Origin of the sequence: Arthrobacter hankyongi (assembly GCF_022012395.1) — a bacterium.
GTDB lineage: Bacteria > Actinomycetota > Actinomycetes > Actinomycetales > Micrococcaceae > Crystallibacter > Crystallibacter hankyongi.
The window spans coordinates 26,278-39,845 of the sequence record NZ_JAKLTQ010000005.1 but is presented as its reverse complement, the minus strand read 5'-3'; the positions used below and the strand labels follow the sequence as shown (position 1 = coordinate 39,845).

The window sequence follows — 13,568 nt, the reverse complement described above, 5'->3', positions numbered from 1 at the left end:
TTTAGCCGCGGGTGGACCTGGATTAAGCGTGGTTAAAGTTTCGTTGCTACCAATTCGGCCAGATCGACCAGCCGGTTGGAATAGCCCCACTCATTGTCATACCACGCAAGCACCTTGACTTCGTTGCCGATGACTTTCGTCAGGCCCGAGTCGAAGGTGCACGACGCCGGATCGGTGACGATGTCGGCGGAGACGATCGGGGCCTCGGCGTAGGCCAGGATGCCCGCCCAGCGCTCCTGCGCAGCGGCCGTGCGGTATGCCTCGTTGACCTCGTCCACGGTAACCTGGCGTCCCACTGTGACGCTGAGGTCCGTAATGGACCCGGTGGGCACCGGCACGCGCAGGGCGAAGCCGTCGAGCTTGCCCTTCAGTTCCGGCAGCACCAGGCCGATGGCCTTGGCCGCCCCGGTGGTGGTCGGGATGATGCTCAGCGCCGCGGCGCGGGCCCGGCGCAGGTCCCGGTGCGGACCGTCCTGCAGGTTCTGGTCCGCCGTGTAGGCGTGCACAGTGGTCATCAGGCCGTGCTCGATGCCGAAGCTGTCGTTGAGCACCTTGGCCAGCGGGGCCAGGCAGTTGGTGGTGCAGGAGGCGTTGGAAATGATGTGGTGGGCCGCAGGATCATAGTCGGCGTCATTGACGCCCATCACGATGGTGATGTCCTCGTCCTTGGCCGGGGCGGAGATCAGTACCTTCTTCGCGCCGGCGTCCAGGTGCTTCCTGGCATCGGCAGCCTTGGTGAAGAAGCCGGTGGATTCGATCACGATGTCCACGCCGAGCTTCTTCCACGGCAGATTGGCCGGATCCCGTTCCGCGAGCACCTGGACCACGGCGCCGCCGACGACGATGTTTCCGTCCTTGGTTTCGACGTGCTCGGACAGGCGTCCCATGATGCTGTCGTACTTAAGCAGGTGGGCCAGGGTCGCCGCATCCGTCAGGTCGTTAACGGCGACAATGTCCAGATCCGCTTGCTGGGCCAGAGCGGCGCGGAAGAAATTTCGTCCGATGCGCCCGAACCCGTTGATTCCAACACGAATAGCCACTTGAATCTATCTCCTTGGGTAGGCGGATAGCTTGCGTCGGACTTTGCCGGCTGGAAGGCAGCCGTATGCCGTTCAGGCATCGCGGCACGCCTTCCAGCCAACATCTTAGGCCCAAAGAAGGCCCGTGGGGCGGTGGCTACCGGCCCGGGGTGATCAGTGCAGCGGCACCGGCGCGGGCGGCGTCGAAGCGGGCCTGAACGTCGGCCCAGTTCACGATGTTCCAGAAGGCCTTGACGTAGTCGGCCTTGACATTCTGGTAGTCGAGGTAGAAGGCGTGCTCCCACATGTCCAGCTGCAGCAGCGGGGTGGTGGCCACCGGCACGCCGTTCTGCTGGTCATACATCTGCTCGATGACCAGGTTCCCACCGATCGGTTCGTAGGCCAGGATCGCCCAGCCGGAGCCCTGGATGGTGGTGGCCGCACCGGTGAAGTGGCCGCGGAAGTTGTCGAAGGAGCCGAAGAACTCGTCCAGGGCCGCCGCCAGCTCGCCGGTGGGCTTGTCGCCGCCGTCCGGAGAGAGGTTGTTCCAGAAGATGGAGTGGTTGATGTGGCCGCCCAGGTTGAACTGCAGGTCCTTGGACAGCTTGGCCGCCGAGGCGGCGTCGCCGTTGGACCGGGCTTCGGCCATCTTCTCCAGGGCGGCGTTGGCCCCGGTCACGTAGGCAGCGTGGTGCTTGTCGTGGTGCAGCTCCATAATGCGGGCGGAGATGTGCGGCTCCAGAGCCGCGTAATCGTAAGGCAGATCAGGCAGTTCGTACTTCGTCACGAAACCCTCCGTAGATTCCAGCCGCCAAGGCGGCCTTCGGATTGATCATCCGGGCGGCGGTTCCGCCCGGAAGCTTGCCACTGGCCGTCAACGGCCCATCCCGGGCCGGACCCAGGTAGTCCTCAGTCTAACGGCCGAGGGCCCCGCCGCGAGCGAAGCGAGCCGCGGGAGGCCGGTAGACGCTAACGGCCGAGGGCCCCGCGCCAAGTCGGCGCCACGGGCCCGTCGCGTACGGCTGAACGGCGCGAAGCAGCCAAACGCAGACGGGACCGCGGCCGTCCAGGCGTCCGTCAGCCGTCCAGCATGTCGGGCGTCACGCTGGCCTCCGTGCCGGCGATCCCCAGCTCCGCCGCCCGCTTGTCCGCCATCGCCAGCAGGCGCCGGATCCGTCCGGCGATGGCGTCCTTCGTCATGGGCGGGTCCGCCAGCCGACCCAGTTCATCCAGGCTGGCCTGCTTGTGGCCCACCCGCAGCTCGCCCGCGTAGCGCAGGTGCTCGGGCACGTCCTCGCCCAGGATCTCCAGTGCCCGTTCCACACGTGCCCCGGCGGCGACGGCGGCCTGGGCGGAACGGCGCAGGTTCGCATCGTCGAAATTGGCCAGCCGGTTGGCCGTGGCACGGACCTCCTTGCGCATCCGGCGCTCTTCCCAGACCATCAGCGCATCATGGGCGCCCATCCGGGTCAGCAGGGCCGCGATGGTGTCCCCGTCGCGGATCACCACCCGGTCCACCCCGCGCACCTCCCGGGCTTTCGCGGTGATCCCGAGCCGCCGGGCGGCCCCCACCAGGGCCAGTGCCGCCTCGGGACCGGGGCAGGTTACCTCCAATGACGAGGAACGCCCCGGTTCGGTGAGCGAGCCGTGGGCCAGGAAGGCGCCGCGCCAGACCGCCTCGGCGTCGGCGGCGGACCCGTTGACCACCACGGAGGGAAGCCCGCGCACCGGCCGGCCCCGGGCGTCCAGCAGGCCCGTCTGCCGGGCCAGCGACTCGCCGTCGCGCACCACGCGGACCACGTAGCGGTTGCCGCGGCGCAGGCCCCCGCCGGAGACCACGATGATCTCGCTGTTGTGGCCGTAGACTTCGGCGATGGCGGTGCGCAGGCGCCGTGCGGTAGCGGTCAGGTCGACTTCGGCCTCGATGACGATGCGTCCCGAGATAATGTGCAGTCCGCCGGCAAAGCGGAGCATCGCGGATACTTCGGCCTTACGTACCGACGACTTCCTGATCTCCAGGCGGGAAAGCTCATCCTTGACTGCTGCCGTCAGCGCCATCAACCAGTCCTTACTTGCTCAATGCCTGCTTCGGTGGCTCATGCGTCCGCATGTTCTTCGTTGCCCCCGAAGATGTCGTGGTAGGCCGCTGCGAGCCGCAGCGGGTCATGGACGGGAGCCCCGCCCAAGGTACCTACTCTACCGAACACCACCCGCGCGCCGAGCGCGGCCGCTGCCTGCCGGAAGCGGTCCCGGTCCTCCACCGCCCCGGGATCGGCCAGGACGAAGTCGAAGCGCATCTCCGGGGCGTAGCGCCGGACCACGTCCAGATGGTCCGCCGCGGTCATCCCGGAGGTTTCCTTGGTGTCGGTGGCCAGGTTCATGGTCAGTACCCGCCGGGCCGTCGTTCGGCACAGGGCCTCCCGCAGCTGCGGCAGCATCAAATGCGGCAGCACCGACGTGTACCAGGAGCCCGGGCCCAGGATCACCCAGTCGGACAATTCGATGGCCTCCAGTGCCTCGCCGCAGGCCGGGGCATCGGCCGGGATCAGCCGGATATCGTGGACGCGGCAGTTCTTGCCGGCCGCGGCCAGCTTGGACTGGCCGGTGATGGTCTCGGTGCGCAGCCGGCCATCGGCGGTCTCGGTAAAAACGTCCCCCTCGATAGTCAGCGGGACCGTCGCCATCGGCAGCACCTGGCCGCGGGCACCGAGCAAGGCACCGGCCCACTGCAGGCCGGCCACCGGATTGCCCAGCAGCTCCCAGAGCGTGACGATCAGCAGGTTTCCCAGGGCATGGTTGTCCAGGCTGGCTTCGGTCGGTTCGGCCGACTTGAACCGGTGCTGCATGACATCGCGCCAGGTCCGACCCCACTCGGTGTCGTCGCACAGGGCAGCCAGCGCCATCCGCAGGTCCCCCGGCGGCAGCACGCCCAGCTCGCGCCGCAGACGGCCGGAGGATCCGCCGTCGTCGGCCACGGTCACCACGGCGGTCAGCTCCGACGTCAGCAGCCGCAGCGCGGCCAGCGAGGCGGACAGCCCGTGTCCGCCACCCAGGGCCACCACCGACGGCGGCTCCTTGAACCTGCCGCCCGCACCCGAGGGCTGGGGCAACGGAATCCGCGGCAGCGAGCCGGTCAGCAACGCCACTACTCGCGTCCCAGGTCACGGTGGGTCACCGTGACCTTGACCCTCGGCAACTGGGCCAGGCGCTTGGCCAGTTCCTCCGCCACCGCCACCGAGCGGTGCTTGCCACCGGTACAGCCGATAGCGAGGGTGGCGTAGTGCTTATTCTCCTGCCGGTAGCCTTCGAGGACCGGCTCCAGAGCATAGACATAGCGCTTGACGAACTCTGCGGCGCCGGATTCGACCAGCACGAAATCGCTGACCTGCTTTTCCAAGCCCGTGTGCGGCCGCAGCGCCGGCACCCAGTGCGGATTCGGGATGAAGCGGACGTCCGCCACATAGTTCGCGTCCACCGGCAATCCGTACTTGAAACCGAAACTCATCACGTTCAGGCGCAGGATGATCGGCCCGTCGTCGGAAAACAGCTCGGTGACGTTGGTGGCCAGGGAATGCACGTTCATGTCCGAGGTGTCCAGCACCAGGTCCGCGGAATCCTTGAGCGCCGCCAGCAGCCGGCGCTCGGCGCGGATGCCATCCGAAATCCGGCCCCCGCCCTGGAGCGGATGCGGCCGGCGGCCCTGCTCGAAGCGGCGCACCAGCACCTCGTCGGAGGCGTCCAGGAACAGCACGCGGTGGTTGACCGCGCTGGCTGCCAGGCCGTGCATGGCGTCCTGGATGTCGCGGAACAGCGCCTGGCTGCGCACGTCGATCACCACGGCCAGCCGCGGCAGCGCGTCCGGCATCCGTGCCATCAGCTCGGCCAGGGTACCCAGCATCTGGGGCGGCAGGTTGTCCACCACGTACCAGCCGTGGTCCTCCAGCGCGTGGGCGGCGGTGGTCCGTCCAGCGCCGGACATCCCGGTAACCACCAGCAGTTCGGATTCCGCCGGCTTGAGCGGCATGAAATCCTCTTCCGTCGACATGTAGCCTTCCTGTCCAGGTCCTTGGGCAGCGGGACGCGTTCCCGTGCGCCGGCCAGCCTCCAGCTTAACTAAGATTCCAGGATTTCGCCGGTGGTCATGTTCACCGCAGGAGCCTGTCCGCCAGCCCCATCGCCCGCGGACGCGGCGTCCAACTGGCTTCGGATCGAGACCGCCAGGGCAGGACCGATGCCCGGCACCTGCTGCAGGTCCTCCACGCCGGCGGCCTTGAGCCGCTTGGCGGACCCGAAATGCTTCAGCAGGGCCTTGCTCTTGGCCGGGCCCAGGCCCTGGATTTCGTCCAGCAGGGACACGGTCATGGACTTGCCGCGCTTCTGCCGGTGGTAGCTGATGGCGAAGCGGTGCGCCTCGTCACGGACACGCTGCAGCAGGTACAGCCCCTCCGAGGAACGCGGCAGGATCACCGGAAACTCGTCGTCCGGTAGCCACACCTCCTCCAGCCGCTTGGCCAGACCCACCACGTAGATGTCGCTGATGCCCAGGTCGGCCAGTGCCCGGGAGGCCGCCGCCACCTGCGGCGGCCCGCCGTCGACAACGACGAGGTTCGGCGGGTAGGCGAACTTGGTCCGCGGCGCCGGCGTGGTGGTGTCGGCCAGGACTTCCGAAGCCGCGCCGGCGGAGTCCGCCGGCGCGGGCTGCTTCGCGGCCGCCTGGTCAGCCAGATAATTGCGGAACCGGCGGCTGATCACGTCGTACATGGACGCCGTGTCGTCCCGGGCCGCGTCCCCGGTGATCGAGAAGCGCCGGTAGTCCGACTTCTTCGGCAGCCCGTCCTCCACCACCACCATCGAGGCCACCACATTGGTGCCCTGGACGTGGGAAATGTCATAGCACTCGATCCGCAGCAGCGCCACGGGCAGCCCCAGCGCGTCCTGCAGCTGCTGGAGCCCGGCCGAGCGGGTGGTGATGTCCCCGGCCCGGCGGCTTTTGTGCAGGGCCAGCGCCTGGTCCGCGTTCTCCTGCACCGTAGCCAACAGCGCTGCCTTGTCTCCGCGTTTGGGCACGCGGATTTCCATCCGGCTCCCCCGCAACCCGCGCAGCCACTCCTCGAGTTCTGCAGCGTTCTCCGGCTCGGCCGGCAGCAGCACCTGGCGCGGAATCCGGTCCGGCCCCTCGCCGTCGCCGTAGACCTGCTGGAGGAGGTGCTCGATGAAGTCGGCCCGGGTTTGGTCCTCGACCTTTTCCACCACCCAGCCGCGCTGGCCGCGGATCCGTCCGCCGCGTACATGGAAGACCTGGACCGCTGCCTCGAGTTCATCCTCGGACATGGCGAACACATCGGCATCTGTGTCTTCGGACAACACCACGGCGTTGCGCTCGAAGACCCGCTTCAGCGCGGCGATGTCGTCCCGGTAGCGGGCGGCGGCCTCATAGTCCAGTTCGGCCACTGCGGCGGCCATCTTCTTTTCCAGCGCGCTGATGAAGCGGCCGGCCTCTCCGCCCATGAAGGCGCAGAATTCCGCGGCCAGCGCCTTATGGTCCTCGGGGGAAATCCTGCCGACGCACGGTGCCGAGCACTTGTCGATGTAGCCGAGCAGGCAAGGCCGTCCGGTAGCGACCGCCCGGTTGAAGACACCGTTGCTGCAGGTCCGCACCGGGAAAACGCGCAGCAGCGTGTCCACCGTTTCGCGGATGGCCTTGGCCGGATAGAACGGACCAAAGTATTTGGTCCCCTTGCGCCGCTCACCCCGCATCACCTGCACCCGCGGGAACTTCTCGGACATCGTCACGGCCAGGTACGGGTAGGACTTGTCGTCCCGGAACATGATGTTGAACCGTGGCGAGAATTCCTTGATCCAGGTGTATTCGAGCTGGATGGCCTCCAGTTCGCTGCCCACCACGGTCCATTCCACCGAGGCCGCGGTGTGCACCATGGTCCGGGTTTTCGGCTGCAGCGTGGCCGGCGAGGCGAAGTAGCTGGTCAGCCGGGAGCGCAGGTTCTTGGCCTTGCCCACGTAGATCACGCGCTTGTGCTCGTCCCGGAACCGGTAGACGCCGGGATTGGTGGGGATCTCGCCGGTCCGCGGGCGGTAGCTGGTAGGGTCCGCCATTGCTGATCTTCTGTTCCTGGTGTTCGCTGCTGTTGGTAGGTTGGTCGGTGGAATTATTCCGTGGACTTCGTCTGGTTGTAGGTGCTGGCCCGCTCCTGGCCGCTGAGTTCGGCGATCGCATCCATGATCTTGTCCGTGGCCGCTCGGCGGGCCGGCAGGGAGTGGTCTGCTCCCACTTTATCGAAGTACAGCGGCGCGCCGACCTTCATGGTGAAGTGCTGCGGCTTGATGGCCATGCTGTCCGCCGGCTGCAGCTTGTCGGTGCCGATCAGTCCCACGGGCAGCACCGGGGCGCCGGTAGTCAGCGCCAGCCAGCCGACGCCGGTACGGCCCCGGTAGAGCAGCCCGTCCCGCGACCGCGTTCCCTCCGGGTAGATGCCGAACGCCTCGTTGCGCTCGAGCACCTCCAGCGCCGTCTGCAGCGCCGCCACGCTGGCCGCCTGTTCGCCGCGTTCCACCGGGATCGAGCCCACGCTGCTGAAGAACCAGCGCGAGAACATGCCCTTGGGGCCCTTGGCCGTGAAGTACTCGGCCTTGGCGAAGAAGGCGACCTTCCGCGGCATCAGCGCTTGGACGATGATGCTGTCCAGGAACGACTGGTGATTCGGGGCAACGATAACCGGCCCGTGCTTGGGGAAATTCTCCAGGCCCTCGACGGTGGGACGGCACAGGCCTTTGATCGTGGTGCGGAACGCGGCGCGGGTGAATTCAAAAAACTCCATCGTCTAGCGGCCCGCGCCCGCCGGGATACCTGCCACCAGCTGCATCAAATGTTCCTCCAAGTCTTCTGCTGAATGTACGACGGCGGCGGCGCCGGCCGCTTCCAGCTCGCCGGCAGCGGCAAAACCCCACGCCGCGCCCAGCGCCGGAATGCCGTGCTGGACAGCGGCCGCAACATCGAAGTGCCGGTCCCCGACCATAACGGCCGGAACCTGCAGGGCGGCTGTGCCGGCAGCGGCAGCACCGGCGGCCAGCGCCGCACCGACAATCGGGACCTTGCCCAGGCCGGCGGCCGCCGGGTCCTGCGGATCATCGAATCCGGCGCCGTGCAGATCGTCGAAGTATCCCGCCAGGCCCTGGACACGGAGCAGCTCTGCGGCGATCGGCTCCGGCTTCTGGGTTGCCACCGACAGCCGGAAGCCGCGGCCGCGCAAACGCTGCAGGAGTTCCTCGATCCCGGGATAGATCCTGCTCTCTGCCATCCCGCGTTCCCGGTATTCCGCACGGTAGAGGCCGATAACTTCGGCTACCCGTTCATCCGGCACGCCGGCCAGCGCGCGCAGCGAGTGTCCGAGCGGTGGGCCGACCATCGAGCCGAGGACCGGCGGCGGCGGGACCGGCAGTCCGGCCGCGGACAGCGCCCGGCTGATGCCTCCGGTGATCGATCCGGCCGGGTCTACGAGCGTGCCGTCGAGATCGAAGAGTACCAAGGCCGGAAATGAAGTCACCAAGGCATTTTTCCACATCACGCAGGCATTCCCGGACATACATGCCGAACTGGACATGCACTGGAAGGACCGGGCCGCTGATCGGCTGCCGGATCAGAACGGCTGCCGGTTCAGAACGGCGGCGGTTCCGTCGAGAGATCCGGCGGCGGGTCGGCTGTCCGCTCCACGGAAGGATTCGGGCCGTACCCCGGCGCCGTCCCGGCAGCGGGACGTGCTCCGCCATGGAGTCCAGCCGGCCCGCCGGCTGCCGCTCCCCCGGCGGGCCTGCCGCCGGCCATGCGGCCATTGCTTCGGCGCCGCTGATACGCAGCACGGAGCTTCTCGTTCAGATCCCGGACCTCGAGGCGTTCCAGCAGGGTCGAAAGTCCCTCGGGCGGCGTTGCGGCCAACGGTTCCGGTTCGCTGGTGTAGGTCCGCCCGGCCGGCGAGGTCCACACCGTGGCGGCGCCTTCGCCGGGCGGCCTCGCTGCGGCCCACAGCCCGGCGGTCTTGAGCCGGTGATGTCCGCGGCAGACAGGCCCCAGGTTGCCGGTGTTGGTGCTTCCCCGGCCGGCGCTCCAAGGGACGACGTGGTCGAAATCGCAGTCCCGTGTGCTGCGCCGGCAGCCGAAGAAGGTGCAGTGCGGGTGGACTGCGGCCAGCCAGCGGCGCTGGGCCGCCGTCGGACGGTAAACGGTGCGGTCCAGCGCCAGCGGGGCACCGTCCACGGGGTCCGTCAGGAGCCTGGCCAAGGACGGTGCCCCGGCGGCGAGGCGTGCTGCGACGACGGCCGGGACCGGGCCATAACCCTGCAGGTCCGCCGGCGCTGCGTCCACGCCGAGCAGGCTGAGCATCGGCACTGTAATGACCACCTGGGCGGCAATGCCGTGGCCCAACCCAGGCAGCGCGCGGCCGGCATCCTGCGGGGAATCCCCGGCCGGGGCAACCCCGGTGAGCAGGAGGCCGACCGCGGCGTCGGCCCGCAGTTGCGTCAACGTGCGCGATTCCGTCTTCGACTTCAGACTCAGGGCGATATCCTGGATGCGGTTGAACGCCGCGACGGCCTGCTCAGCGGGCAAATAGCACCCGAACCAGGCCATGCCGTCCTCCATCGGACGAAGTTCCACACAGCGGCTGGCCTCGGAAGCCGCACGGCGTGCTGCGATGGATTCAGGATGGCTCATCTCGCGCAGCCTGCGCGCTTTGTCGGACAGGGCCTGCCTGTGCAGCAAGGAGCCGATGCACAGCAGTTCGGCCTCGAATCCGGGACGGGCGGCTGCGGGCAGCGAACGCGCCTGGTCGATGATGACGGACGCCTGGGCATCCGTGATGTCTCCGGCCTCCAATGCGGCAAAGGTGGCCTTGAACTCCCCGGTCAGGCGGCGGGCCGCCTCCACAGCCTCGGCTGCCGCCCGGCGCGGGATGCGCAGCACAGCCGCGGCTTCCTCCGCCACCGCTGCCACGGCCAGCGCATCGGTCGGCCCGGCCATCCCGTCGCTGCCCTCAGGCGCCGCAGCGGCCGGACAGTCCTCCAGCGCCAGGGTGTGCAGCCGCACCAGCAGCCGTGCCTGCCGGGCCTCCAGCCAAGCCTGGGCCCGCCGTACTGCGGCCAGCCCGTCAACGGCTTCGTCGTACGCCATCTCGAAGGGAGGCACCGGACCCGCAGCATCCACCGGAAGCAGCCCACGGGGGTCCGGTGGCGCTCCCGGCTCCGGCTCAGGTTCCGGCTCCCACTCATCTTCGTCGTCCTCGGGCAGGTCATCCCAACTGCCCGCAGCAGCGCCTGCGGCCAACAGGTCCCCGTAAGGATCCGCCATCCGGTCCTCGGGATCAATCAGGACGGGAATGAACTCGACCCAGGCCCTGTCCTTTGCCCAGTCCGGGTCCGGGTCGGGCGGCAGCAGCGCGGCCCAGTCGGGTTCCACCGGCACCCGGTCCGGTGCCGCCGGAGGCTGGGACATGGCCTCGGCAGCACCCGTATCGGATGCCGGTTCAGGGAACTCGGGTTCCTGCGGCCGCGCTGCCATACACCGATCATATTCGAATATATGTTCGAATGCCAGAGTCTGGCCTCGGAAGTTTTGGCCGAGGACTAGCCGAAGATCTCCGCCAGGAAACGTCCGGTGTGGCTGACCTCCGCCTTGGCCACCTGCTCCGGCGTGCCCGTCGCGATGATCTCGCCGCCCCCGGAACCGCCGTCGGGCCCCAGGTCGACAACCCAGTCAACACTCTTGATCACGTCGAGGTTGTGCTCGATGGTGATGACCGTGTTTCCCTTGTCCACCAGGGACTGCAGTACCAGCAGCAGCTTGCGGATGTCCTCGAAGTGCAGGCCCGTGGTGGGCTCGTCCAGTACGTAGATGCTGCGTCCGTTGGAGCGCTTCTGCAATTCGCTGGCAAGCTTCACCCGCTGCGCTTCGCCACCCGAGAGGGTGGTGGCGGGCTGGCCCAGGCGCACGTAGCCCAGGCCGACGTCGACCAGGGTGTTCAGATGCCGGGCAATGGGAGTAAACGCAGCGAAGAATTCCGCCGCCTCCTCGATCGGCATGTCCAGGACGTCGGCAATCGTCTTGCCCTTGTAGTGGACCTCGAGGGTCTCCCGGTTGTAGCGCGCCCCGTGGCACACCTCGCAGGGAACGTAGACGTCCGGCAGGAAGTTCATTTCGATCTTCAACGTGCCGTCGCCGGAGCAGGCCTCGCAGCGTCCGCCCTTGACGTTGAAGGAAAAGCGCCCCGGCAGGTAGCCGCGGACCTTGGCCTCATTGGTTTCGGCGAAGAGCTTGCGGATGTTGTCGAAGACCCCGGTGTAGGTGGCCGGATTGGACCGGGGCGTCCGGCCGATCGGACTCTGGTCCACGTGGATGACCTTGTCCAGCTGCTCCAGGCCCTCCACCCGGGTGTGCCGGCCGGCCACGTGCTTGGCGCCGTTGAGCTTGTTCGCCAGCACCTTGTAGAGGATGTCGTTGACCAGCGTGGATTTGCCCGAACCGCTCACGCCCGTGACGGCGGTGAACACGCCCAGCGGGAAGCTCGCGTCGATACCGCGCAGGTTGTTCTCCCGCGCCCCGACCACCTTGAGCTGGCGCTTCTTGTCCACCTTGCGGCGTTGCGCCGGCACCTCGATCTTCCGCCGCCCGGCCAGATAGTCACCGGTCAGCGAATCCTCGTTGTCCAGCAGCTCCTTGAGCGAGCCGGAATGCACCACCTGGCCGCCGTGCTCCCCGGCCCCCGGACCGATATCCACGATCCAGTCCGCCTCATGGATGGTGTCCTCATCGTGCTCGACCACGATCAGGGTATTGCCCAGGTCCCGCAGGCGGGTCAGCGTCTCGATCAGCCGGCGGTTGTCCCGCTGGTGCAGGCCGATGGACGGCTCATCCAGCACGTACAGCACGCCTACCAGGCCGGAGCCGATCTGCGTGGCCAGGCGGATGCGCTGGGCCTCGCCGCCGGACAGTGTGGCGGCGGCGCGCTCGAGGTTCAGGTACTCGAGGCCGACGTCGAGCAGGAACTTCAGCCGGGCCTGGATCTCAATCAGCACCTGCTGGGCAATCTGCGCTTCGCGCCCGGTCAGGGTCAGCCCCCCGAGGAAAGCGGTGCACTCGCGCAGCGGCAGGGCAGAGACTTCCGCGATCGACTTGCCGTTGATCAGGACGGACAACGACGCCGGATTCAGGCGTGCGCCCTGGCACTCCGGGCAAGGAACCTCGCGCATGTACTCTTCGTAGCGGTCCCGGGCGTTGTCCGACTCGGTTTCCAAATGCTTCCGGTGGATGTACTGCACGGCACCCTCGAAGCCGGTGCTGTACTTGCGCTCGCGTCCGAAGCGGTTGCGGTACTGCACGACGACCTTGTGGTCCTTGCCGTAGAGCACAGCCTTGCGGACCGCGGCCGGCAGCTCGGCGAACGGGGTGTCCATGGCGAAGCCCAGTTCGTGGGCGAGTCCTTCGAGCAACCGGGTCCAGTACTCGAGCGTGGCCTTGCCCAGGGCCCACGGCGCGATAGCCCCTTCGGCCAGGCTGAGCGACGGGTCGGGGATGACCAGTTCCTCGTCCACCTCAAGCTTGGAACCGATGCCGGTACAGGCCGGGCACGCGCCGAAGGGATTGTTGAAGGAGAAGGACCGCGGCTCGATCTCATCGATGGCCAGCGGGTGCTCATTGGGGCAGGCGAGGTTCTCGGAGAAGGCCTTGGTACGGCCCGGCTCTGCCTCGTCCAGGTCCACGAAATCCGCCAGCACGCGGCCGTCGGCCAGCCCCAGCGCGGTCTCCACCGAGTCCGTCAGGCGCTGCCGGATGCCGTCCTTGGCCACCAGCCGGTCCACCACCACCTCGATGGTGTGCTTGTACTGCTTGCCGAGCTTGGGCGGGTCCGAGAGCTGGACCAGCTTGCCGTCCACCTTGGCGCGGGAGTAGCCCTTCGAGGAGAGCTCGCGGAACAAGTCCACGAATTCGCCCTTGCGTCCGCGTACCACCGGCGCGAGGATCTGGAACCGGGTCCCCGGCTCGAGCTCAAGCAGCTGGTCCACAATCTGCTGCGGAGTCTGCCTGGCCACCGGCTCGCCGCAGACCGGGCAGTGCGGGCGGCCGACACGGGCCCAGAGCAGGCGCATGTAGTCATAGATCTCGGTGATGGTGCCCACCGTCGAGCGCGGATTCTTGCTGGTGGACTTCTGGTCGATGGACACGGCGGGCGAGAGCCCTTCGATGAAGTCCACGTCCGGCTTGTCCACCTGGCCCAGGAACATGCGGGCATAGGAGGAGAGCGATTCGACGTACCGGCGCTGTCCCTCGGCGAAGATGGTGTCAAAGGCCAGGGAGGACTTGCCCGAACCGGACAGGCCGGTGAAGACAATCATGGAATCGCGGGGCAGGTCGACGTCAACATTGCGCAGGTTATGTTCGCGGGCGCCCTTGACGACGAGGCGCGAAAGATCGGGCTTGGCGGCCTGGCTTAGTACGGAACTGGATGATTCACTCGCTTTAAGCACGCTATCCAGTCTAATCGA

General features: G+C 67.7%; 10 protein-coding genes. All 10 read right to left on the bottom strand.

What is annotated here, in order from left to right; translation table 11 throughout:
- Window positions 1-32: 32 nt before the first annotated feature.
- Complete coding sequence (gene gap / locus LVY72_RS09005; RefSeq protein WP_237819988.1) at window positions 33-1,040, bottom strand: type I glyceraldehyde-3-phosphate dehydrogenase; 1,008 nt, start codon at window positions 1,038-1,040, stop codon at window positions 33-35.
- A 136-nt stretch (window positions 1,041-1,176) separates the two neighbouring features.
- The gene (locus tag LVY72_RS09000) at window positions 1,177-1,806 is read right to left on the bottom strand and encodes a superoxide dismutase (RefSeq protein ID WP_237819986.1); all 630 of its coding nucleotides are present in this window, start codon (window positions 1,804-1,806) and stop codon (window positions 1,177-1,179) included.
- Window positions 1,807-2,096: 290 nt separating this feature from the next.
- Complete coding sequence (gene whiA, locus LVY72_RS08995; protein ID WP_237819984.1) at window positions 2,097-3,077, bottom strand: DNA-binding protein WhiA; 981 nt, start codon at window positions 3,075-3,077, stop codon at window positions 2,097-2,099.
- A 38-nt stretch (window positions 3,078-3,115) separates the two neighbouring features.
- A complete protein-coding gene (locus LVY72_RS08990) occupies window positions 3,116-4,165 on the bottom strand; it encodes a gluconeogenesis factor YvcK family protein (protein ID WP_237819981.1) in 1,050 nt (349 codons plus the stop codon).
- A complete protein-coding gene (gene rapZ, locus LVY72_RS08985) occupies window positions 4,165-5,064 on the bottom strand; it encodes an RNase adapter RapZ (RefSeq protein WP_237819979.1) in 900 nt (299 codons plus the stop codon). The genes LVY72_RS08990 and rapZ overlap by 1 nt, the downstream gene beginning before the upstream one ends.
- Before the next feature lie 68 nt (window positions 5,065-5,132).
- On the bottom strand, window positions 5,133-7,133 hold the full coding sequence (gene uvrC / locus LVY72_RS08980; RefSeq protein ID WP_237819977.1) for an excinuclease ABC subunit UvrC: 2,001 nt from the start codon (window positions 7,131-7,133) through the stop codon (window positions 5,133-5,135).
- A gap of 53 nt (window positions 7,134-7,186) precedes the next feature.
- On the bottom strand, window positions 7,187-7,855 hold the full coding sequence (locus tag LVY72_RS08975; RefSeq protein WP_237819975.1) for a lysophospholipid acyltransferase family protein: 669 nt from the start codon (window positions 7,853-7,855) through the stop codon (window positions 7,187-7,189).
- 3 nt (window positions 7,856-7,858) lie between these two features.
- On the bottom strand, window positions 7,859-8,581 hold the full coding sequence (locus LVY72_RS08970; RefSeq protein ID WP_237819973.1) for an HAD hydrolase-like protein: 723 nt from the start codon (window positions 8,579-8,581) through the stop codon (window positions 7,859-7,861).
- A gap of 110 nt (window positions 8,582-8,691) precedes the next feature.
- Window positions 8,692-10,587 carry an HNH endonuclease signature motif containing protein gene (locus LVY72_RS08965; RefSeq protein ID WP_237819970.1) on the bottom strand — a complete coding sequence of 632 codons (1,896 nt, stop codon included), beginning with the start codon at window positions 10,585-10,587 and terminating at the stop codon, window positions 8,692-8,694.
- A gap of 65 nt (window positions 10,588-10,652) precedes the next feature.
- A complete protein-coding gene (gene uvrA, locus LVY72_RS08960; RefSeq protein ID WP_237819967.1) occupies window positions 10,653-13,550 on the bottom strand; it encodes an excinuclease ABC subunit UvrA in 2,898 nt (965 codons plus the stop codon).
- Between the last annotated feature and the right edge of the window lie 18 nt (window positions 13,551-13,568).

Coding starts and splice junctions, on each gene's coding strand:
- whiA (WP_237819984.1), bottom strand. CDS start 3,077: ATGGCGCTGACGGCAGCAGTCAAGGATGAGCTTTCCCGCCTGGAGATC.
- rapZ (WP_237819979.1), bottom strand. CDS start 5,064: ATGTCGACGGAAGAGGATTTCATGCCGCTCAAGCCGGCGGAATCCGAA.
- uvrC (WP_237819977.1), bottom strand. CDS start 7,133: ATGGCGGACCCTACCAGCTACCGCCCGCGGACCGGCGAGATCCCCACC.
- LVY72_RS08975 (WP_237819975.1), bottom strand. CDS start 7,855: ATGGAGTTTTTTGAATTCACCCGCGCCGCGTTCCGCACCACGATCAAA.
- LVY72_RS08965 (WP_237819970.1), bottom strand. CDS start 10,587: ATGGCAGCGCGGCCGCAGGAACCCGAGTTCCCTGAACCGGCATCCGAT.